23 protein-coding genes are annotated in these 20,243 nt (G+C 54.8%); 5 read left to right on the top strand and 18 right to left on the bottom strand.

Annotated features, from left to right (window positions below):
• Nucleotides 1-216 precede the first annotated feature (216 nt).
• From ACLM7Z_RS07545 to ACLM7Z_RS07530, 4 genes are all read left to right on the top strand, one after another.
• Nucleotides 217-1,953, top strand: coding sequence for a solute:sodium symporter family transporter (locus ACLM7Z_RS07545; RefSeq protein WP_435644803.1), 1,737 nt, complete (start codon nt 217-219; stop codon nt 1,951-1,953).
• A 163-nt stretch (nt 1,954-2,116) separates the two neighbouring features.
• On the top strand, nt 2,117-3,142 hold the full coding sequence (locus ACLM7Z_RS07540) for a LacI family DNA-binding transcriptional regulator (protein WP_273349089.1): 1,026 nt from the start codon (nt 2,117-2,119) through the stop codon (nt 3,140-3,142).
• Nucleotides 3,143-3,505: 363 nt separating this feature from the next.
• A complete protein-coding gene (locus ACLM7Z_RS07535) occupies nt 3,506-4,522 on the top strand; it encodes a Gfo/Idh/MocA family protein (RefSeq protein WP_087018600.1) in 1,017 nt (338 codons plus the stop codon).
• 46 nt (nt 4,523-4,568) lie between these two features.
• Nucleotides 4,569-5,459: a sugar phosphate isomerase/epimerase family protein gene (locus tag ACLM7Z_RS07530; RefSeq protein WP_087018602.1), complete on the top strand. Its 891-nt coding sequence runs from the start codon at nt 4,569-4,571 to the stop codon at nt 5,457-5,459.
• Between the two features lie 137 nt (nt 5,460-5,596).
• Here ACLM7Z_RS07530 and ACLM7Z_RS07525 read toward each other — a convergent pair whose 3' ends face one another.
• The 8 genes from ACLM7Z_RS07525 to ACLM7Z_RS07490 all read right to left on the bottom strand — a co-directional run bounded on the left by ACLM7Z_RS07525 (nt 5,597) and on the right by ACLM7Z_RS07490 (nt 10,745).
• On the bottom strand, nt 5,597-5,812 hold the full coding sequence (locus tag ACLM7Z_RS07525) for a hypothetical protein (RefSeq protein WP_273349090.1): 216 nt from the start codon (nt 5,810-5,812) through the stop codon (nt 5,597-5,599).
• Between the two features lie 72 nt (nt 5,813-5,884).
• Nucleotides 5,885-6,136 (bottom strand): hypothetical protein, encoded by a 252-nt coding sequence (locus ACLM7Z_RS07520; protein WP_087018606.1) that lies wholly within the window; start codon nt 6,134-6,136, stop codon nt 5,885-5,887.
• Complete coding sequence (locus ACLM7Z_RS07515; RefSeq protein WP_087018608.1) at nt 6,133-6,582, bottom strand: GatB/YqeY domain-containing protein; 450 nt, start codon at nt 6,580-6,582, stop codon at nt 6,133-6,135. The genes ACLM7Z_RS07520 and ACLM7Z_RS07515 overlap by 4 nt, the downstream gene beginning before the upstream one ends.
• The gene (locus tag ACLM7Z_RS07510) at nt 6,549-7,358 is read right to left on the bottom strand and encodes an RNA polymerase sigma factor (RefSeq protein ID WP_435644802.1); all 810 of its coding nucleotides are present in this window, start codon (nt 7,356-7,358) and stop codon (nt 6,549-6,551) included. Before ACLM7Z_RS07510 ends, ACLM7Z_RS07515 begins: the two co-directional genes overlap by 34 nt.
• Before the next feature lie 187 nt (nt 7,359-7,545).
• On the bottom strand, nt 7,546-8,085 hold the full coding sequence (locus ACLM7Z_RS07505) for a CD1247 N-terminal domain-containing protein (protein WP_087018613.1): 540 nt from the start codon (nt 8,083-8,085) through the stop codon (nt 7,546-7,548).
• A 65-nt stretch (nt 8,086-8,150) separates the two neighbouring features.
• Nucleotides 8,151-8,711, bottom strand: a complete 561-nt coding sequence (gene efp, locus ACLM7Z_RS07500) for an elongation factor P (protein ID WP_087018614.1) — start codon at nt 8,709-8,711, stop codon at nt 8,151-8,153.
• 87 nt (nt 8,712-8,798) lie between these two features.
• A complete protein-coding gene (locus ACLM7Z_RS07495; protein WP_435644801.1) occupies nt 8,799-9,860 on the bottom strand; it encodes a M24 family metallopeptidase in 1,062 nt (353 codons plus the stop codon).
• Nucleotides 9,861-9,863: 3 nt separating this feature from the next.
• On the bottom strand, nt 9,864-10,745 hold the full coding sequence (locus ACLM7Z_RS07490; RefSeq protein ID WP_087018618.1) for a TIM barrel protein: 882 nt from the start codon (nt 10,743-10,745) through the stop codon (nt 9,864-9,866).
• A 106-nt stretch (nt 10,746-10,851) separates the two neighbouring features.
• Here ACLM7Z_RS07490 and ACLM7Z_RS07485 point away from each other — a divergent pair, with 106 nt between their 5' ends.
• Nucleotides 10,852-11,622: a hypothetical protein gene (locus ACLM7Z_RS07485; RefSeq protein ID WP_087018621.1), complete on the top strand. Its 771-nt coding sequence runs from the start codon at nt 10,852-10,854 to the stop codon at nt 11,620-11,622.
• Between the two features lie 36 nt (nt 11,623-11,658).
• On the opposite strand, the gene ACLM7Z_RS07480 is transcribed toward ACLM7Z_RS07485, so the two are convergent.
• From ACLM7Z_RS07480 to polA, 10 genes are all read right to left on the bottom strand, one after another.
• Nucleotides 11,659-12,165 (bottom strand): hypothetical protein, encoded by a 507-nt coding sequence (locus ACLM7Z_RS07480; RefSeq protein ID WP_087018623.1) that lies wholly within the window; start codon nt 12,163-12,165, stop codon nt 11,659-11,661.
• 246 nt (nt 12,166-12,411) lie between these two features.
• Nucleotides 12,412-12,726 (bottom strand): DUF2614 family zinc ribbon-containing protein, encoded by a 315-nt coding sequence (locus ACLM7Z_RS07475; RefSeq protein ID WP_087018625.1) that lies wholly within the window; start codon nt 12,724-12,726, stop codon nt 12,412-12,414.
• A 98-nt stretch (nt 12,727-12,824) separates the two neighbouring features.
• A complete protein-coding gene (locus tag ACLM7Z_RS07470) occupies nt 12,825-12,968 on the bottom strand; it encodes a hypothetical protein (protein WP_165761076.1) in 144 nt (47 codons plus the stop codon).
• A 136-nt stretch (nt 12,969-13,104) separates the two neighbouring features.
• Nucleotides 13,105-13,758 carry a redox-sensing transcriptional repressor Rex gene (locus ACLM7Z_RS07465; protein ID WP_087018627.1) on the bottom strand — a complete coding sequence of 218 codons (654 nt, stop codon included), beginning with the start codon at nt 13,756-13,758 and terminating at the stop codon, nt 13,105-13,107.
• Between the two features lie 28 nt (nt 13,759-13,786).
• Nucleotides 13,787-14,995 carry an NADP-dependent isocitrate dehydrogenase gene (locus tag ACLM7Z_RS07460; protein ID WP_435644800.1) on the bottom strand — a complete coding sequence of 403 codons (1,209 nt, stop codon included), beginning with the start codon at nt 14,993-14,995 and terminating at the stop codon, nt 13,787-13,789.
• Between the two features lie 320 nt (nt 14,996-15,315).
• Nucleotides 15,316-16,368, bottom strand: a complete 1,053-nt coding sequence (gene tsaD, locus ACLM7Z_RS07455; RefSeq protein WP_087018631.1) for a tRNA (adenosine(37)-N6)-threonylcarbamoyltransferase complex transferase subunit TsaD — start codon at nt 16,366-16,368, stop codon at nt 15,316-15,318.
• Between the two features lie 16 nt (nt 16,369-16,384).
• The gene (locus ACLM7Z_RS07450) at nt 16,385-16,711 is read right to left on the bottom strand and encodes a hypothetical protein (protein ID WP_242969805.1); all 327 of its coding nucleotides are present in this window, start codon (nt 16,709-16,711) and stop codon (nt 16,385-16,387) included.
• A gap of 2 nt (nt 16,712-16,713) precedes the next feature.
• Entirely contained in the window at nt 16,714-17,163 is a 450-nt protein-coding gene (gene rimI, locus ACLM7Z_RS07445; protein WP_087018633.1) for a ribosomal protein S18-alanine N-acetyltransferase, read from the bottom strand.
• A complete protein-coding gene (locus tag ACLM7Z_RS07440) occupies nt 17,160-17,531 on the bottom strand; it encodes a hypothetical protein (RefSeq protein ID WP_435644799.1) in 372 nt (123 codons plus the stop codon). Before ACLM7Z_RS07440 ends, rimI begins: the two co-directional genes overlap by 4 nt.
• 2 nt (nt 17,532-17,533) lie before the next feature.
• The gene (gene polA / locus ACLM7Z_RS07435) at nt 17,534-20,167 is read right to left on the bottom strand and encodes a DNA polymerase I (protein ID WP_435644798.1); all 2,634 of its coding nucleotides are present in this window, start codon (nt 20,165-20,167) and stop codon (nt 17,534-17,536) included.
• Between the last annotated feature and the right edge of the window lie 76 nt (nt 20,168-20,243).

The following is a 20,243-nucleotide window of genomic DNA, read 5'->3' as shown; positions in this document are numbered from 1 at the left end:
CATGCATCACAGCTCCTGAACACGCTGCCGGCGCATGCAGACCGCGGTTCCTGACCCGCAGCCTGCGCTTCCTGAACGCTCTGACAGCACATGTGTGCATGTAGAAATGCCGCGTGCATCCGAACTGTACCTTCATAATTTTAGACGGGCATAAAACTTCGCAATTTCCCCTGTGTCGTTTTATGCAATACAACAACAAAAGGGAGAGTTTTACACATGAATTGGAGCACAACACAACTCATCTGGATTGCTGCCACATTTCTGTTGTTTACAGTAATGGTAGCAGTCATCTCCTCCTGGAAAACCAGAGGAGATAACCTCGAAACCGCAGAGGGCTACTTCCTTGCCAGCCGTTCGCTGCCGGGCTTCGTCATCGCAGGTTCCCTGCTGCTGACCAACCTGTCCGCAGAGCAGCTGGTCGGTCTGAATGGCCAGAGCTGGAAGACCAACATGGGCGCCATCGCCTGGGAAGTTGGTTCCATGTTCACTCTGCTCGTACTCGCATTTTTCTTCCTGCCGAACTACCTGAAGATCGGCACGACCACCATCCCGTCGATGATGGAGACCTGCTATGACAAGAGCACGAAGACCATGTTCTCCGCAATCATTGTCATCATGTACTCTATCCTGAACCTGCCGGTTATTCTGTACTCCGGTGCAGTCGTATTTGAGAACATCTTCGATGTATCCGGCATGTTCGGTATCACCAAGTTTACAGCTATTGCGGTTCTCTGTGTCATCATCGGTGTCGTCGGCGGCTGTTACGCGATCTTCGGCGGTCTGAAAGCCGTCGCGGTATCGGACACCATCAACGGCGTTGGCCTGCTGATCGGCGGCCTCATGATCCCGTTCCTCGGTCTTGCGCTTCTGGCAAAGGAGACCGGCGGCAGCGGCATGATGGACGGTATCCGCTATCTGCTGGACAACGAAGCCGAGTTCCACAAGCTGAATGCAGTGAACGCATGGGATTCCGCACAGCCGCAGGTTCCGTGGCCGCTCATCATCACCGGTATGTTCTTCTCCAACATTTACTGGTGGTGCTGCAACCAGTCGTTCGTTCAGCGTTCGCTGGCCGCTAAGAACCTCGCAGAAGGCCAGAAGGGTGCCATTTACTGTGGCTTCCTGAAGTGCCTTGGCCCGCTGTACCTCGTTCTTCCGGGCATTATCGCATTCTACCTGCCGAGCATTCAGGAGCAGATGCAGAGCATCGCGGGCAATCCGGGCGTATCCCTGATGGACCAGGCATACCCGATGCTGGTCGTCAAGTGCGTTCCGTGGCCTGTCATGGGCTTCTTCGCAGCTGTCATGTTCGGCGCAATTCTTTCTTCTTTCAACTCCGTACTGAACTCCGCTTCCACCATGTTCACCCTCGACCTGTACCGCTCTGTCTTCAAGCCGTCCGCTTCTGACGTTGAGTGCGTAAAGGTTGGCAAGATCTACGGCACCATCGCCGGTATCGTAGCGATCTGCGTTGCGCCGTTCGTTTCCTTCACCGGCAACGGCATCACCACGCTGCTTAACTCGCTGGCAAACTTCATTTCCATGCCAGTTGCGTGGACGATCCTCGGCGCAATCGTATTCAAGAATATTCCGAAGTGGGCGCCGAAGTTGATTACAGTCATCGACGTCGTATTCTACGGTGCATTCCTGCTGATTAAACCGGTTTATCCGACGAACCCGACGGAAGAGATTCATTATCTGTATGCCATTGCAATCCTGTTCTTCGTTGACTGGATCGTCATGTGGGCATGCAACAAGTTCGCTCCGCGCAAGGAAGCACTCATCCTGAAGGATGTTGGTGCGGTCGACATGACCCCGTGGAAGTACCGCAAGGTTGTTGCCGTTATCGGCATCATTCTTGCCATTGCAATCTACCTCCTGCTTTCGCCTCTCGGTATCGCAGCTTCCGGCGAACCGACCAGCTGGCTGAGCGTCTGGGGTATCGCATCGTAATCTGACTTTCGCGCAGTATCTACGAACACAGGAAGGCTCCGGCAATTTGCCGGAGCCTTCTTTTCCCCCTTTTGCGTGCAGTGTGCGTTTGTTTTAAAAAATGTGCATGCTGCACGCATCTATGGTATAATAAAGCCAGACAAAAAAAGAGGTGTTTCTCAATATGGCTGTTACACTCAAACAGATTGCAGAGCTCGCAGGCGTATCGCGCGGCACAGTAGACCGCGCACTGTACAACCGCGGGCGCATCAATCCCGAAGTTGCCGAGCGAATCCGCACAATTGCCAAGGAGCTGGGATACCAGCCGAATCGCGCGGGCAAGGCGCTGGCAATGGCAAAGCATCCGATTAAAATCGGCGTCATCGCACAGGCGACGGAAACGCCGTTTATGCATCTGCTGCTGTCCGGCGTAGAGGACGCACGCAAAGAGGTTTCCAATTTCGGCGCAGAGGTGCTCATCCGCTCCATGATTGGCCTGGACGCAGCACATCAGCTCCGGCTGATTGATGAGCTGGTCGCAGAAAACATCAACGGTCTCGCCATTACTCCGGCGAACGATGACCGCATGCGCAGCCGCATCAACGAGCTGATTGACAGTGGTATTCCTGTCGTGACATTTAACGCCGATATCGACGGGACGCGGCGGCTGTGCTTCGTCGGTCAGGACAGTGAGCTGGCCGGGCGCGCCTGCGCGTCGCTGATGAGCGCCATCATCGGCAACAAAGGTCTGGTTCTCCCCATCTCCGGACACCAGTCCAACCATTCGCATACGCTTCGCATCAACGGCTTTTGTTCTGAAATGGAGCGCTGCTTCCCACAGGTCGAGATTCTGCCGCCGGCTTTCTGTCAGGATGATGATGCGCTGACACAGCAGCTGACGGAACAGACACTGCGCGAACATCCCGATCTCTCTGCTATTTATGTGGCTGCGGGCGGACAGTCCGGCGTCTGCCGTGGTCTGGCACGGCTGGGCTATACCGGCAGTGTACGTGTCATCTGTTACGATCTGATTCCCAACAATATCAAAAATTTGCTTGACAGTCGTATAGACTTCTTAATCGACCAGGATGCCCATACCCAGGGGTATCAGCCCATTATGATCCTTTTTGACTATCTGTTTGCCGGTACAGTGCCGGAAAACAAGTACTTTTTCACTGATATCGCCATAAAAAATAAATACAATGTCTGACTGTATCCGCCCTGTTTTCCAGCCGCAATCGGAAAACAGAGCGGATTTTTTTGCACCTCCAGCTCCCATGCACGGTAAAATTTTCGTCAAAATATTATCATCGCGTTCACGTGAACGCGTTTAAAAGAATATTTTTACATCACAAAAAAAGTTCGGTTTTTCTTGATTTTTTTGATTTTTACCTCTTTTCGCGTGCAAAATAGTCCAAAAAACCGCAGTTGTCTGGTATTTGTGTACAAATAAAATGTCTTTTTATCAAAAATATGCATTGATTTGCACAACAGATTGCGTTATACTAGGTGCACAACAACAAATGAAACCTGCTTGGAACGGTTTCACACTTATGATTTGGAGGTTTTTGACATGGATGAACTGAGAATTGCCCTGATCGGCTGCGGTATGATCGGCCAGCAGCACATTGACCGCATTCAGAACAGAATTAAGAACGCAAAGGTTGTCGCTGTATGCGACGTCTTCGAGGCTGGCGCTAAGAAGGGCGCTGAAATCGCTGGCGAAGGCACTAAGGTTTACACCGATTCCGCTGCTGCAATCAACGATCCTGACGTTAATGCAGTAGTTGTTACCACTCCGGGCGCTTTCCACAAGGATCCGGTTCTGCAGGCAATCGCCGCTGGCAAGCCGGTATTCACCGAGAAGCCGCTGACCAACACCGCTGCAGAGTGCAAGGAAATCGTTGACGCTGAGATGGCAAGCGGCAAGCACCTCGTACAGGTTGGCTTCATGCGTCGTTATGACCGTGGCTACAAGCAGGTCAAGGAACTGATCGATGAAGGCAAGTTCGGTGCTCCGATGGTTCTGAAGTGCACCCATCGTGCAGACGGCGTTGACCCGAGCTACACCACCGCTATGGCTGTTACCGATACCGCAATCCATGAGATCGACGTTCTGCCGTGGCTGATCGACGACGAGTGGGATGAGGTTCAGTGCATCATGCCGAAGACCTCTTCCAAGGCTCATGAAGGCCTGAAGGATCCGCAGATCATGATTATGAAGACCAAGACCGGTATCGTTACCGTTCTGGAAGTCAACGTAAACTGCGGCTTCGGCTACGACATCAACTGTGAGGTTGTCTGCGAGAACGGCGTTATCAACCTGCCGTGCCCGTCCTTCCCGACCGTACGCTATGCAAACAACGTTTCCACCAAGATCGAAGACAACTGGATTCTCCGCTTTATGGATTCCTACGACGTTGAGATTCAGGACTGGGTTGACCACGCACTGAAGGGTGAGACCGGCGGTTCCTCTGCTTGGGACGGCTATGTTGCTTCCATCACTGCTGACGCTCTGGTTAAGTCTCAGACTTCCGGCGTAGCTGAGAAGGTCGTTACCGGCGGCACCCCGGACTTCTACAAGAAGTAATTGTTTCGTTTCATACATATCGTAATCAGATAAGGAGAATATCATCATGCTTAAGATGGGTTTTAACGAAGGCTGCACTTGGGATGGCAACCGCGGCTGTGCTGACCAGTCCCTGATGGCTGATCTGAAGGCTTGTGTAAAGTATGGCATCAAGGGTATCGATATCCGCTTTGACTGCCTGAATAAGTACCTCGAAGAAGGCGGCACGCTGGAAGAGCTGAACGCTTTCATGAAGGAAAATGACATCGTTCCGCTGTCCTACAATGCGCTGTGCTTCTTCAACATGAAGTCCACGCAGGAAGAGAAGGACGCTGTTATGGCGGAACTGGATGACATCATCGCGAAGTGTGCAGCAATCGACTGCCACATGGTCGTTGTTGTTCCGTCCTGCGATCTGGCAGAGAGAGGCATCGAAGCTACCCGTCAGGAAATCCGCGACGAGGCTGTTGCTGTCCTGAAGGAAATGATTAAGAAGTGCGAGCCGACTGGCCTGAAGCTGTCCCTCGAGTTCTGCGGCGCTCCGACCATGTCCATCAACACCTTCGACGACGCTTACGAAATCGTAAAGCTGGTTGACTCCCCGCTGATGGGCGTTACCCTCGACCAGTACCACTTCAATGGCATGCGTTCCGACTGGTCCAAGCTGGAGAAGGCTGATGGCAAGAAGATCTTCGTATGGCATCTGAACGACACGGAGGACGTTCCGGCTGGCGCTGGTTACAACACCGACGCAAAGCGCCTGTGGCCGTCTGATCCGCGCGGCTGCTTGGATCACAAGCGTTTCGCTGACACCCTGAAGGATATCGGCTATGACTTTGAGAACGGCTTCATCACCATGGAAGTATTCCGTCCGGATTACTACGAACTGAGCACCGACGAGTGCATCAGAATTGCTGCTGAAGAGACTGCAAAGCATATCCAGAGATACTGCAAATAAGATTTCCGGTCAAAAACCATTCAGACTGAGCTTTGTTTCAGTCGCAGGGCCGCAGGACATTGTCCTGCGGCCCTTTTCTGTTGGCTCTTTAGCAAAAAAAACACCGGCAGACCCGTCTGCCGGTGTTTGTGTTCCATTCAGCTGCCCTGCGCGAGATAGTCGTCAATCAACTCGGGAAAATGCAGCAGCGACGCCTGCCCGGTATTCATGCGCAGTACAAATGCCTGCGCGGAATCGCCGTCCAGTGTCAGTCCGTCAGCCTGTGCAGCTGTTCTCCCGTTTTCCACAGCCAGCACGCCATACCATATGCGCTGCTGGCTGTCCCTCTGTTCTGTGCGGATATAATGAAGCATATTTGGTTCCCCTCCGGAATTTCTATGCTCCAGTGTACCACAGACACAGCGGATAACCTGTCGGTTTGTGCCTCAGTCCTCAATGATTTCGTCGACATAGGGCGTGAGCTTTGCGATCAATCCTCTGGTGTCGCGCTTCGTGTCCTGCAACAGCTCTGCGTCATCAATCAGATTGACCCACACGGCATACCGCCCGTCATCGTGAAGCGTGACCTCCAGCTCCGGCCAGAGCGAATACTGCTTCGGTGTATAGCGGTCATCGCCCTCGAACAGAATACGTGCGGCAGGCACAATGTGCTTGCCCATAAAGATCAGGCGCTTCATCCCTTGAGCATCTCCCCGACAATCTGATTGACCAGCTTGCCGTCCGCCTTGCCCTTGACCTGCGGCATCAGGTGCTTCATCACCGGGCCCTTATCGCGCGGGGTCGGCACGGTAATCTGGAGCTGATCGAGTACGGACTGTACCAGCGCGCGAATCTGCTCCTCACCCATTTCCTCCGGAGCAAATTCCTTATAAATATCCAGCTTGAACTGGCACTCGCTGCGGATGTCCTCACGGTCAGCCGGAGCAGCGTCCATCGTCTCACGGGTCTGCTTGATTTCCTTTTTGATAATCGCATCCTCTTCTGCTTCGGTCAGATCTTCCCGCTTGTCCTTTGCCTTCGCCTTGAGGGCAGAGAGCAGCAGGGACAGCGCATCCTTGCGCGCAGAATCCTTCGCCTTAAGTGCTTCCATCATTTGCTTCTGAATTTCCTTTGTCTTGGACATTTTGGTATCCTCCTGTAAAAAAATAACGGAACACAGGAAACCTCCTCCCGCGTTCCGTCCATGTGCTTCTTTATCCGAACCGCCTGGATCGGAACCATTTTTTGGAAAAATCCACTTTTCTCCTGCGTGTCTTCCATCTGCGGCACAGGTTCCTCCATCTGTACAGACGGCTCCGCTTCGCGGTATTCTGCGCCAGTCTGCACGCAGGTCAGAACCTGTTCCAGCTCTGTTGCCGCCGCATCTGCCTGTGCATGCCGCATCTCTTCCAACACGGCAATCAGCCATGCCGTATTGCAGGTTTTCGTGCAGCCGACCTGCTTCATATGTGCTGCAATGGTCTGGCGTGCGCGCCGCATGGCGCGCTTGATCTCGATATCCGGCTGGGACAAAATCTCCGCCGCCTGCGGCGCGGAGCAGCCATCTCCACAGAGCAGCAGCAGCGCCGTACGCTCCTGCCGCGGCAAGCCGGAAATCACGCGGTATGCTTCCGCGCTGTCACCCGACAGCGCAGGAATGTTGCGCCCGATATCCTCCGGCTGCCGGAGCAGCTCGTCGAACGCAATGCGTCCAATCCAGACGCGCAGGTCACTCGGGGAACGCAGCGAGGAGACCTCATTCCATGCACGGCGATAAATCTGCGTCACGGCGGTTCCGATATACGGACAGCCAAGTACGGCGGCCATCATCCAGATATTCGGCGCAGTGTGCTCGAACAGGCAGGTAAGGCCTTCGGTTTCGCCGCGGTGCGCGAGGGCAATGGCATCCGCCAACGTCATGCGGTTCTCCTCCTTTCGTTATCCCAAGAATATAATCATACACCTTTTCACATAGATTTTCCATATGTGGTTTTACCAATTTTTCTGCACAGTTTTTGGTATTTCCCGTGCCTGCGCCGTGCAGAAAGGGTAAAAAATCGCATGGCCACACAGGCAGCCATGCGATCTGTTTCAGACTTGCGAACGGTCAGTCATCATCCGTGTCGTCATCCTCGTCGAGGTCGTCCTCTGCATCCGGCTCTTCGTCGGAATCGAATTCAATCTCCGGGAAATCATCTGCCGGGATATCGTCCTCCGGAATATCGCCCTCCGGGATATCATCCAGCGAAAAATCCCCATCCAGCGCGGACATATCGAATTCCAGTTCCTCGCCGCAGGCCGGGCACGCAATGCTTCCCTGGCTGAGTGCAGCCTCATCGACATAAATTTCCTCGCCGCAGCTCGGGCAGACAACCTCGAACAGCTCACTGTCCGGATCATATGCCATGTCGTCGGGTTCGACGTCCTCTTCGTCATAGGAATCATCATCGTCATAGATATCCTCAATCATGGCGTCAATGACTTCCTGCAATGCTTCGTTTTCTTCCTCCAGGTCGGTGATGGACAGCGCCATATCCTCCAGCAGATCGATGATCTCTTTGAAAAGACGGCCCTCTTTTTTATCCACATTGACTTCAAAGCCTTCAAACAGGCCGCGCACATACGCGACGCGCTCGGTAACAGTCATGGTTCCATTCCTCCTTATCTGGCAAACGCTGGATGCTCAGGTTCCCGGCTCACAAAAAGGACAAATCAGCCCTTTGCGCGCTCGAGGTACTCGCCGGTACGGGTGTCGATCTTGATCTTCTCGCCCTGGTCGATGAACAGCGGAACCTTTACGGTTGCGCCGGTCTCAACGACAGCCGGCTTCAGGGTGTTGGTAGCCGTGTTGCCCTTGAAGCCCGGATCGGTCTCGGTGATTTCGAGCTCAACGAACATCGGCGGCTCAACAGCAAATACATTGCCCTTGTAAGACAGGATCTTGCACATCATTTCTTCCTTGACAAAGCGGAAGTCATCGCCCAGGATATCCTTGCCGATCGGCTCCTGCTCATAGGTTTCCATATCCATGAAGTAGTACAGATCGCCGTCGTTGTACAGGTACTGCATGTCCTTGCGCTCAACGAATGCTTCGTCGTACTTATCATTCGGGTTGAAGGAACGCTCGGTAACAGCACCGGTCATGACGTTCTTCATCTTGGTACGGACGAAAGCTGCGCCCTTACCCGGCTTTACGTGCTGGAAACTAACTACCTGGTAAACCTGTCCATCCATTTCAAAGGTTACACCGTTACGAAATTCGCCTGCGGTCATAAATAAAGTCCTCCATATAAAAGAATAAAATGTCTTTTTATTAAATCTCTTATTATTCTACCCTATTGTACGTACTTTTGCAAGCACTTAGCCGCAAATTACCAGTTCTTTCGGCGCATTTGTCAGGTTGCGGCAGCCATCTGGCGTGATGCACAGCATGTCTTCAATGCGCACACCGAATTTTCCGGGCAGGTAGATACCCGGCTCGGCAGAGATAATATTGCCCGCCTCGAGGGGATTGGTGTTGTTCGGCGCGGCGACAGGTGTTTCATGAATGTCAATGCCGATGCCATGACCAAAGCTGTGACCAAAGTATGGGCCATAGCCCGCCTGCACGATGACATCACGCGCCGCCTTGTCCACATCGCGCCCACTGACGCCCGGCTTAGCTGCGGCAATGCCTGCGCGCTGTGCCTCGAGCACAATGTCATACACCTTGCGCATTTCATCGGTCACATGCCCAACCGCGACTGTGCGTGTCATATCCGAGCAATATCCCTCGACGGTGCAGCCAAAGTCCATTGTCACGAAATCGCCTGCCTCAATTTTCTTATCAGACGGCACGCCGTGCGGCATGGACGATTTGGTACCGGAGACGACAATCGGCTCAAACGACATCGCTTCTCCGCCGTAATCGAGCATGCGATAGGTCAGCAGCGCCGCGATATGCTTCTCCGTCACACCCGGACGGATGTCATTCAGAACCTCCTCCAGTGCGCGCTCCGCAATGCGCTGTGCGGCAACACAGCAGTCGATTTCCTGCTGGCATTTGACCTCGCGCAGTCTGCTGAGCAGCGTACCCATCGGTCTCAGCTTCGCAGCCAGCGCACGCTCCCATTGCGCATGGTCGGCACAGGTCATAAACCCCTCTTCAAAGGCAAGCGTGTGCACATCGTCCTGTGCACAGACGGCATTGACCATCCGCGCATAGGAGCCTTTTACCTGCTCAACGGCAAAGCCTTCGCCAATGCGTTTTTTTGCCGCTTCGATATAACGGAAATCTGTAAACAGATAACCGCCCTTTTGGTCAATCAGGCACACGCCCGCCGAGGACGGAAAACCGGTCGCATACCGGCGGTTCTGCGGACTGGTAATCAGCACCGCATCGACGTCCGCCTCACGCAGTGCAGTTTGAATTTGTTTCAGCATAAGTCATACCTTCTTGTCTATTGCAGAAAATTGTTTCATATACTCTTGATAACAGCGCATCATTGCCGCGGCATCCTCCGCCTGCGTACCCGCCGATTCACAGATAAATCGGGGCGTATAGCCGCGTGCAGCGGTCTCCTGCGCGACCGCGTCGAATTTCGGGCCATACACGGTGTCGGAAAAGGTCAGATGGCGCACCTCGCCGCCCTTCCCATATTCAATCTTGGAAAAGTGGCTGTGGAATACGCGCGCACGTTCCATACCGATGGTGTTTTCCATCAGGTCAAACAGTGCCGCTACATCCTCACGGGTACACATGCCGCCGTGCGTGCGCGCATTAAGATGGCCGAAGTCGATACACGGCAGCAGCCGGTCATCGAGTGCCACCAGCTCCATGATCTCCTCTGCTGTGCCGATGACATTGATTTTGCCCATTGTTTCCAGACAAATGGTGACATCGTCATAACCTGCCGCATCGCGCTGTTCGAGAATGCGGCGCACGTTATCACGGCTGTTTTCCATTGCCTGCGCGCGGCTGCGCTTGCCCACACCGCCCGTATGCACAACAATGCGGTCTGCACCCATATCATGTGCCGCGCGGCAGCTCTCCAGCACATAGCGCGCATTCTTCTCGCGCTGTACGTCATCATCCGTCGAGAGATTGATAAAATACGGTGCATGCAGCGACAACGTAATGCCGTTATCACGGGCTGCCTGACCGATTTTCTGTGCGGTCTCCGTGCCGACGCGCACGCCGCGCCCGCACTGGTATTCATACGCTGTCAGCCCCATCTGCGCGAGCCACGCCGGTGCATCCGCAGTCGCGCGAAAACCTGCCGCGGCAAATGACTCCGCATTGCCCGCGGGTCCGAATACTGCTTCCATTTCATGCCTTCTTTCATCTTTGGGAACCATTTTGACTGTAAAAATGCAGCCTTACTTAGTGTACTTGATTTTTCACTGAAATGCAACGTGATCGGAGGAAAACAGCATGGAGAACCGAACAAACTGGATCATTGCCGCCGCCGGAATCGATGCTGTGCGCACGCGGGAGGCAGGGCTGACCTGTCTGCACCTGTGCACGCAGCTCTCTCTGGAGGGGCGTTTTGTCCCGCTGGCTCATCCCGCCAGTGCCCGTGGAGATTTTCTCGGCATTACAGACAGCGGCGGCGTGCCGCGCGGCTGTGATCTGTTTGCCGCCGAAGCGATCTCCGCCGCGCAGGAGCGCGGCTGCGCCGGCATCATGGCGGATTTTGAGCGCCCGCTGTTGCAGGAGCTGACCGCCGCACTGGACCGTGAAGCCCACCGCGCCGGGCTGCCGCTGCTCATCCCACTGCCGCTCGCGGAATATGCACCAAACGCCTGCGCCATCGCGGACACAGCGATTTCCGGCGGCAGTCTCGAGGGGCGTTTTTCTGAGCTGCTCCGACGCTTCGGGCGCGGGCGCATCGCCGCACAGCTGGTTTGCTCGTGTGCGGATTTTCCCCTCCCCTGTGCCAATCCGAACGGCACGCCACTGTCGCCTGAGGAATTTCAAAAGCTGCTGCACCGCACCGGTTCCACAGTTTTTTTCTCCCGCGAGCTGTGCGCAAAATATTTCACCTATTCCGACGGAGACCATGCACATTTCGTCCTGTTCGACGACGCGGATACGCTGCGCACCAAGGCGCGCCTGCTGCGCGGCCTGGGCGTCTCCCGCCTGCTGGCGGTATATCCCGACGCCTGTCGCATGGGGCTTCTGACCCCTGTACAAAAAAGATGACCGCAGGTCGTGTTACCTGCGGTCTGAGGAAAAAGATCAGTGATTGTTGGGGAACAGCTTTCCGAACAGCCAGTGCGTGAACGGCGCTGCCGCAAACATGTTCCAGAAAAACGCCATCGGGAAATTTTTCAGGAATGTGCCGACCCAAATGGCGGGCAACTGAACAATCGGCGCACCGCCGAGAATGAGATTGAACAAAATGGATGCAACCATGCTCATGGTCGGGCACATCACAGCGACCGTACCTGCCTGCCGCATCAGCTGACAGAAATACGGGTTGTCTGTCTCCGGATTGCAGTGGCGTGCCATAAACCGGGCGCCCAGTCGATTGCCCCACAGATTGGAAAACAGAAAGACGAACACGCCCATGTACAGCGCTTCCTTAAACGCCTCCCAGAACACGATGTCGGTCATGTTGCTGAATCCGCCCGCCGACAGGTTAAAGCCCATCTTGATAGCGATGTTGTAGACCTCCATGCCGTATGCCATCGCATACGACATAATCAGCCCGAAAATGATGCCCTGTGTCTTTGTCTTCGGCATATGTATCTCCTCCTGCGCACAATGCGCAATATAATGTGAATCCCCGCCTTGCATGCAAAGAAAAAAGCGCATAATATCCGAACTCGGATATTACACGCTTTGCGATAACCAAATACATCTTTGTGCTACACGGTATCTTTATTTTCGCACATGCTGTGGCAAAAAGTCAAGGAACATTTTTTGCAGGAGTACAAAAAAATGCGGTACAGCCGAAGCCATACCGCATTTTCCGTTTTCAGAAGTGCCTTACCAGACCTGATTTCCCTTGCTGTCCATAAACGAACGTTTGCAGTACCGGCATTCGAGCACCGGGCCGATCAGCGGCAGCGGCTTATGGCAGTTCGGGCAGCGCCATTTGACCATGTTGATGGCATAAAATACAACCACACAGAGAATGGCAGCATAGCCCAGACGGTTTGCAATCAGGTTGTTTGCATCCTGCGTTGCAAAACAGATCACGCATGAGATGACGATCATGGCAATTCCTGCCATCAGCACATAAAATGCGATGCGGTGCCACTTGCGGTACGGTTTTTCTTCACGGAACGGCGTTTTTGCCATATATGATCTCTCCTGTTACTTTTTTCTTTTTATTTTAACACATTCCCCCACGGGATGCAACGCCATGCGCTGCCATCCGCGTGAAAAACGGAAATCTCTTAGCAGCAGTCACAGGAATTGCCGCCATTGCAGCCGCCATTGCCGCCCCAGCCGAACGAACCGCCGCCGCAGCAGAAGATCAGGATCAGGATGATAATCCAGCAGCAGTCAAAACCGCCGAAGCCACACGAATTGTTGCACATAACAAATTCCTCCTGTTTCATAATTTCATTCTCATAGTATTGGGTGGACAGGCCGGAGGTGCAGGCAAAGCGAAGTTTTTTCCAAAAAGATCAGCCCGCCCCGCCAAAGCGGAACGGGCTGTATCTGTTTCCCGTGTTATTCGCCGAACTCAAACGGATCCGTCGCCTTCATGTGATAACACAGCTTCATCAGTGAATCGGAAAAATGCACATTTTCCACCGGAACGCCGAGATGATCCTGACGCAGCGACACATTGGAGAAATTCCAGATGCCGCGCACACCACAGCGCACCAGGCGCTCGGAGACCAACTGTGCCTGGTCGGCCGGAACGCACAGCACCGCGATATCCGGACGCTCACGCTCACAGAACAGCTCCAGGTCATGCAGCGCATGCACCGGAATGCCGCGGAAATCGCGGCCAATGACCTCCGCAGCTGTGTCAAATGCTGCAATTGGGCGGACGCCGCAGAAAGAAAAGTCAAAATTGCGAAGCAGGGCGCGGCCGAGATTGCCCACCCCCAGCAGGATGGCGCGCTGACTGCCGGCGACGCCGAGAATGCGTTCCAGCTCGACAATCAGCTTGTCCACACTGTATCCGTAGCCCTGCTGACCGAAGCCACCGAAGCAGCTCAGATCCTGCCGGATCTGCGACGCAGTCAAATCCATCTGCGCTGCCAGATCCTTGGACGAAATTCGTCCGACTCCTTCATTTGCCAGCTGGCGAAGTGTGCGGTAATAGCGCGGCAGACGGCTTATGACTGCCTTGGATACATGCTTTGCGTTTTCCACGGATAATCCTCCTGAGTTCCTTTATTAATCAAAGGGAGGCTTCCAGAGTTTCACGAACAGCCTTGATGAAGCCTTCCGTATTGAGTGGGGTGACATCCTCGAGCGTGGTAATCAGCGCGAGGTCTTTTGTCATCTTACCAGATTCTACGGTGTCAATGCAAGCCTTTTCGAGCTTGTCAGCAAATGCAGACAATTCCGGCAGGCCGTCCAGCTCGCCGCGCTTGCGCAGTGCGCCCGTCCAGGCAAAGATGGTTGCGATGGAATTGGTCGAGGTTTCCTCGCCCTTCAGGTGCTTGTAATAATGGCGCTGTACGGTGCCATGCGCTGCCTCATATTCATAGACGCCCTTCGGGGAAACCAGAACAGAGGTCATCATGGACAGGGAGCCGTATGCAGTTGCGAGCATGTCGCTCATGACGTCGCCGTCGTAGTTCTTGCACGCCCAGATGTAGCCGCCGTTGGAGCGAATGACGCGGGCAACGGCATCGTCGATCAGAGTGTAGAAATATTCCAGACCGAGCTCCTCGAACTTCTCCTTGTACTCGGTGTCATAGATTTCCTGGAAGATGTCCTTAAACGTGTGGTCATACTTCTTGGAAATGGTGTCCTTGGTTGCAAACCACAGATTCTGCTTTGTATCAACTGCAAAGTTGAAACAGCTTCTCGCAAAGCTCTCGATGGAGGAGGTCAGGTTGTGCATGCCCTGTACAATGCCGGAGCCTGCAAAGTTGTGTACCAGCTCGCGGGTCTCGCTGCCATCTTCAGCGGTATAAACCAGCTCAACTTTGCCCGGGCCCGGAATCTTCATCTCAGAGCCCTTGTATACGTCGCCGTAAGCATGACGTGCAATCGTAATCGGCTTAACCCAGTTCTTGACATACGGTTCAATGCCCTTGACCAGAATCGGCGCACGGAACACAGTGCCGTCGAGGATGGCGCGGATGGTGCCGTTCGGGCTCTTCCACATCTCCTTCAGGTTATACTCGTCCATGCGTGCCGCATTCGGCGTGATGGTTGCACACTTGACGGAAACGCCGTACTTCTTGGTGGCCTCCGCAGAGTCGACCGTAACCTGATCGTTGGTCTTATTGCGGTATTCCAGACCCAGATCGTAATACTCAGTCTTCAGGTCGATAAACGGACAGAGCAGCTCGTCCTTAATCATCTTCCAGATGACACGGGTCATTTCGTCGCCGTCCATCTCGACGAGCGGTGTAGTCATTTTAATCTTTTCCATGACGGATTATTCCTCCTGTCTGTATCGGAGCGGCGCAGAAGAGCATTTTCCCCTGTCTGCCGCCTGTTCGGGTGGGATACGGTATGCGATGTACTTTCCTGTATTGCTGCCCGTTCCGCCCATACTGACGGTGCTGCCATTTCCTGGAGAAAATTTTTTCTCTTTGTGCATGCCAAATTGGGAAATCCTGCAAATCTGCCCGTATGCCACAAAAGTGGAGCATCTCTGCTTATCCGGTCACACACGGCAGCTGAACAGAATCAGAAAAGCTGGTAGAATTTGAAAACCATTTCTATATTACACCTTTTTTGGCAGATTTTCTACCTTTTGGCGCGTTTTTTTGCAATTCCGTGCTTTTGACAGATTTTTTCCGAAATTTCTGCCGTGGCAAAGGCATTTTGCCAAATCGTTCCTGTATTTCCTGCAAGAAATTCATAGTACGCCTGCGCGCCGATCATAGCGGCGTTATCCCCGCACAGGCTGAGCGGCGGCATATAGACAGGCACACCGAAGCCTGCCGCCATCGCTTCCAGGTCTGCGCGTAGACGGGAATTGGCCGCAACACCACCCGCTGCGACCAGCGTGTGCACACCGGTCTGCTCTGCCGCGAGCTTCAGGCGCGGCACCAGCGTATCGCTGACCGCCGCCGAAAACGAAGCTGCAAGGTCATGCACCCGGATCTCCTCCCCCTTCTGCTCCGCATTGTGCGCGAGGTTGATAACCGCTGTCTTGAGACCGGAGAACGAGAAGTCCAGCGGCGCGCCGTCGACATGCGAGCGCGGCAGGACATATGCCTTGTCGTCGCCGCCCTGCGCAAGCTTATCAATCTTCGGGCCGCCGGGATAGCCGACGCCGAGCACGCGCGCCACCTTGTCAAACGCTTCGCCCGCCGCATCGTCGCGCGTGCCGCCCAGGATTTCCATGTCGGTGTAATCGCGCACCAGCACGATCATCGATGAGCCGCCGGAGGCCGACAGACACAGAAACGGCGGCTCCAGCTCCGGGAACGCCAACAGATTCGCCGCGATGTGTCCGCGGATGTGGTGCACCGGAATGAATGGCTTGCCGAGCGACCACGCCAGCGATTTTGCATAGTTTGCGCCGACCAGCAGTGCGCCGATCAGGCCGGGCGTACAGGTTGCCGCAATCGCATCGACATCGGCAAATTCCATACCCGCCTCGCGCACCGCCGCCTGTGCCACTGCGCTGATCGCTTCGACATGCCCACGGCTCGCAATTTCCGGCACGACACCGCCATACAGCGCATGCTCGTCCGCCTGTGAGTGAATAATATTGGAACAGATTTTCCTGCCGTCCTCGATGACCGCCGCCGCAGTCTCGTCGCAGGACGACTCAATTGCTAAAATTTTCATATGCTCTTTACCCAGTTTATTTCTTTTTGTATTTCTGCTCAATGCGTATATAAACAGCAATGAGCACAATGGTTTCAAACACCACGCCGAGCACGGACAGCAGAATCAGCGCCGACGGCTGCGGGATCAGCATCGGAATGCCGAGCACGCAGAACACAGCTGCATACGCCAGCCACAGCACACCGACTGCACGGTTATATGCCTTCACGTTCTCCATCTGCGGTGTCTCCGCATTCGCCCAGAAGCCGACCTGCTTCTTTGTAAAAAAGCACCGGATGCCGATGCCGAAAAACAACAGCCCGCACGCAAGCCAGACCAGGAAACCGATGTTCCATGCGTTCACACTCATCCTTCTTTCAACTGTGCCGTCATGAGCAGTGCGTCCTCCGTAGGATGAGAATAAAACCTGCGGCGCGTGCCGACCGGCACAAAGCCGCAGGCAGTATACAGCGCAATGGCAGGCGCATTGGACGCGCGCACTTCGAGCGTCACAAATGTCAGGTCAGCTGACCGCGCGAGCAGTGCCTGTACGAGTCTGCGCCCGATGCCGCGCCGCCGGAAGGCGGGTGCAACCGCAACATTGGCAATGTAGCCCTCGTCGAGAACGGTGTGGCAGCCGATATAGCCCGCCACCGTGCCGCTCTCATCCACCGCTGTCAGGAAACGCGCACAGATGTTGTCCAATTCCTCACGCAGTCCGTCCTCCGTCCATGGGTCAGCAAAACAGGCGCGTTCGATTTCCGCAATTGCGCCGACATGCTCCGCCGCAAATGGGACGATACAAATCTCGCTCATGGAAGTTCCTCCACCTGTGCACGGATCTCGTCCGCACACCGCGCATATGCCTCGTTTCCCATGCCGAACGGGTCTTCGATGTCCGCCATCGCATGGATTTTATGTGCCTGCTGCGGGTGTTCCTCCGCCAGATGGCGGGCAATCGCCGCCGTGACACACCACACGTCGTCCGCCTTTTCCAGCATGGCGGCAGACAGCTGCCGCGACCGGTGTGCCCCGATCAGCGGCGGACAGACGGCTTTACACAGCGCCGCGCCCTCGTCGGCATACACGCCTGCACTGTACGCCGGTTTCCCACAGGCGCGCTGATACAGCGCAGCTGCCAGCGGCGCGCGGCAGACGTCATTGATATCGACAAACAAAACCATGCTTACCCCTTTGCCGCGTACCAGTCCCGGCCCCATGCGGCATCCGCACGCAGCGGTGCGGCAAGGGCACAAGCCGCTTCCATTTCCTCTTTGAGCAGCTTTGCCGCGATCTCGATCTCATCCTCCGGTGTTTCGAGGATCAATTCGTCGTGCACCTGCAAAATCAGGCGGCTGCGCAGCTGTTCCTTTTTCAGTCTGCGATATACGCGCACCATGGCAATCTTGATGATGTCCGCCGCCGTGCCCTGAATCGGCGTATTGAGCGCAGCGCGCTCGCCGAAGGAACGGATGTTAAAATTTTTGGATTTCAGCTCAGGCAGATAGCGCCGGCGCCCGAACATCGAGCAAACATAGCCGTCTTCCTTTGCCTGCTGCTTGATGCGCTCCATGTAATCGCGCACGCCGTGATAGACGGCCAGATAATTGTCAATGTATTCGCCTGCCTGCTTGACGGAAACGCCGATGTCATTCGCCAGCGAAAATGCGGAAATACCGTAGACAATACCGAAATTGACCGCTTTGGATGAGCGGCGCATCGACGGCGTGACCTCGTCCAGCGGCACATGAAATACCTGCGACGCGGTGACAGCATGAATGTCCATGCCGGAATGGAACGCATCGATCATTGTTTTATCGTCCGCAATATGCGCCAGCACACGCAGTTCGATCTGCGAATAGTCCGCATCGACCAGCACACAGCCATCTTTTGCAGCAAACATATGCCGCAATTCGCTGCCCAGTTCCTGCCGGACGGGAATGTTCTGCAAATTCGGATTGACCGAGCTGAGCCGTCCGGTCGCAGTCACCATCTGCTGGAACGTGGAATGGATGCGTCCATCGTCCGCGATGACCTTGAGCAGCCCGTCCACATAGGTCGAACGCAGCTTTGTCAGCTGGCGGTATTCGATGACCATGCCGACAATCGGATGATAGCCCTGCAATGCTTCGAGCACATCGATGTTTGTCGAATAGCCGTTCTTGGTTTTCTTGATAACCGGAAGTCCCAGCTCGTCGAACAAAATTGTTCCGAGGGTTTTGGTCGAATTGATGTTAAACTCGCGCCCGGCCTGCTCATAGATCTGTGTAGTTAGCTCGTCAATGCGGGTGGTCAGCGTTTCGCCGAATGTGCGCAGCGCATCCGCATCTGCCTGAAAGCCGTCATGCTGCATGGAGGCGAGTACGATTTCCAGCGGCAGCTCGATGTCATAATACAGCTCATGCATGCCCTCTTCATCAATTTTCGGACGGATGATTTCTTCCAGCTGTGCAACAGCGGCAGCATGCGCACACAGTGTCTGTCCCGCTGTCTCCGCCCCGCCGAGCGGGGAAAACGCATCATCTGCCTCGTAATCAGACGCAGGCGGCAGCTCGCGGCTGAGATAGCCGAGTGCGGTCTTTTCCAGTCCATAGCCGTTTTCCGTCGGATTGAGCAGGTACGCGCCGAGCGCCGTATCAAAAGCAAAATCTGCCGCCTCAATTCCCTCTTCGAGCAGGGCAGTCAGATATGGTTTTCCGTCGTGCACAATCAGCGGATACGCACCGGAAAACAGCTGCTCCAGCAATGCATGCCACGCCTGTGTCCCGACCTGGTCGGCGCTCAGCAAATACGCAGTATCATCCACCAACACGCACAGCGCAGAGAGCGACTGCGGCGCAGTCAGCACGATGCGGTCTTTTCCCTCAATGGCGGCGAGCAGCTGCTCCCCGCTCTCTGCCGCAACGCAGATGATACTCTTTTCCGGTGCGGCTTGCTGTACCGCCTCCGGCGCGTGCAGGTTCAGGCGTGTGATGAAATTCTTAAATTCCAATCTCGTGAACAGGTTGTACAGCGCTTCCTCATCCATCTGCATGGGCGGCAGGTCAGCGACGTTGGTCTCCAGCGGCACATCGCGCACAATCGTGACCAGATGCAGGCTCTGCTCTGCACTCTCCCTGCCCTCGAGCAGACGCGTGCGCTGACCCTTTTTGATAAACGGATCGTCGATGTTGTCATACACCGCCTGCACCGTGCCGAATTTCTGAATCAGGCCCATCGCGGTCTTTTCACCGATGCCGGGCACGCCCGGGATGTTATCAGACGTATCTCCCATCAGCGCTTTGAGGTCAATCATATGAATAGGGTCAAAGCCGTACTGCTCACGGAATACCTCGGTCGTGTATTCCGTTGTCGTGGTCTGTCCCCGGCGCGTGACCGCGAGCAGCACCGTGGTGCCGCCGCCGATGAGCTGGAGGGAATCCTTATCGCCCGTGACCAGCATGCAGGTATCCCCGCGCTCGTTCGCCTGTCGGCTCAGCGTGCCGAGCAGGTCATCCGCTTCAAAGCCCGGCTTTTCCATGCGCGGGATCCCCATTGCGTCGAGCACCTCTCGGATGAGCGGCAGCTGCTGTGCCAGCTCGTCCGGCATACCCCTTCGCGTGCCCTTATAGGCTTCATATTCTTTATGGCGGAATGTTTTTTCCCTGACGTCAAAGCAGACGACGATGCGATCCGGTGCATGCTCGCCCTGTAGCTTCAACATCGTCGCCACAAAGCCGTACACCGCATTGGTAAACAGCCCCTCATGGTTGTTCATCAGGCGCACGCCGTAAAACGCACGGTTCAGCATGCTGTTGCCGTCAATTACCATCAGCTTCATTCTTCGCCCTCCTTACACATCTTGTATTTGGAAACAGATTTATTATAGCATGCCCGCCATATGGATTGCCAGTCAT

It is taken from the genome of Butyricicoccus porcorum, from assembly GCF_051246315.1.
In the GTDB taxonomy this organism is placed as follows: Bacteria; Bacillota; Clostridia; order Oscillospirales; family Butyricicoccaceae; genus Butyricicoccus_A; species Butyricicoccus_A porcorum.
The sequence above is the reverse complement of the archived record's forward strand: the minus strand, read 5'-3'. Positions and strand labels throughout refer to the sequence as shown.

Coding starts and splice junctions, on each gene's coding strand:
- ACLM7Z_RS07545 (WP_435644803.1), top strand. CDS start 217: ATGAATTGGAGCACAACACAACTCATCTGGATTGCTGCCACATTTCTG.
- ACLM7Z_RS07540 (WP_273349089.1), top strand. CDS start 2,117: ATGGCTGTTACACTCAAACAGATTGCAGAGCTCGCAGGCGTATCGCGC.
- ACLM7Z_RS07535 (WP_087018600.1), top strand. CDS start 3,506: ATGGATGAACTGAGAATTGCCCTGATCGGCTGCGGTATGATCGGCCAG.
- ACLM7Z_RS07530 (WP_087018602.1), top strand. CDS start 4,569: ATGCTTAAGATGGGTTTTAACGAAGGCTGCACTTGGGATGGCAACCGC.
- ACLM7Z_RS07525 (WP_273349090.1), bottom strand. CDS start 5,812: ATGCTTCATTATATCCGCACAGAACAGAGGGACAGCCAGCAGCGCATA.
- ACLM7Z_RS07520 (WP_087018606.1), bottom strand. CDS start 6,136: ATGAAGCGCCTGATCTTTATGGGCAAGCACATTGTGCCTGCCGCACGT.
- ACLM7Z_RS07515 (WP_087018608.1), bottom strand. CDS start 6,582: ATGTCCAAGACAAAGGAAATTCAGAAGCAAATGATGGAAGCACTTAAG.
- ACLM7Z_RS07510 (WP_435644802.1), bottom strand. CDS start 7,358: ATGACGTTGGCGGATGCCATTGCCCTCGCGCACCGCGGCGAAACCGAA.
- ACLM7Z_RS07505 (WP_087018613.1), bottom strand. CDS start 8,085: ATGACTGTTACCGAGCGCGTCGCGTATGTGCGCGGCCTGTTTGAAGGC.
- efp (WP_087018614.1), bottom strand. CDS start 8,711: ATGACCGCAGGCGAATTTCGTAACGGTGTAACCTTTGAAATGGATGGA.
- ACLM7Z_RS07495 (WP_435644801.1), bottom strand. CDS start 9,860: ATGCTGAAACAAATTCAAACTGCACTGCGTGAGGCGGACGTCGATGCG.
- ACLM7Z_RS07490 (WP_087018618.1), bottom strand. CDS start 10,745: ATGGAAGCAGTATTCGGACCCGCGGGCAATGCGGAGTCATTTGCCGCG.
- ACLM7Z_RS07485 (WP_087018621.1), top strand. CDS start 10,852: ATGGAGAACCGAACAAACTGGATCATTGCCGCCGCCGGAATCGATGCT.
- ACLM7Z_RS07480 (WP_087018623.1), bottom strand. CDS start 12,165: ATGCCGAAGACAAAGACACAGGGCATCATTTTCGGGCTGATTATGTCG.
- ACLM7Z_RS07475 (WP_087018625.1), bottom strand. CDS start 12,726: ATGGCAAAAACGCCGTTCCGTGAAGAAAAACCGTACCGCAAGTGGCAC.
- ACLM7Z_RS07470 (WP_165761076.1), bottom strand. CDS start 12,968: ATGTGCAACAATTCGTGTGGCTTCGGCGGTTTTGACTGCTGCTGGATT.
- ACLM7Z_RS07460 (WP_435644800.1), bottom strand. CDS start 14,995: ATGGAAAAGATTAAAATGACTACACCGCTCGTCGAGATGGACGGCGAC.
- tsaD (WP_087018631.1), bottom strand. CDS start 16,368: ATGAAAATTTTAGCAATTGAGTCGTCCTGCGACGAGACTGCGGCGGCG.
- rimI (WP_087018633.1), bottom strand. CDS start 17,163: ATGAGCGAGATTTGTATCGTCCCATTTGCGGCGGAGCATGTCGGCGCA.
- ACLM7Z_RS07440 (WP_435644799.1), bottom strand. CDS start 17,531: ATGGTTTTGTTTGTCGATATCAATGACGTCTGCCGCGCGCCGCTGGCA.
- polA (WP_435644798.1), bottom strand. CDS start 20,167: ATGAAGCTGATGGTAATTGACGGCAACAGCATGCTGAACCGTGCGTTT.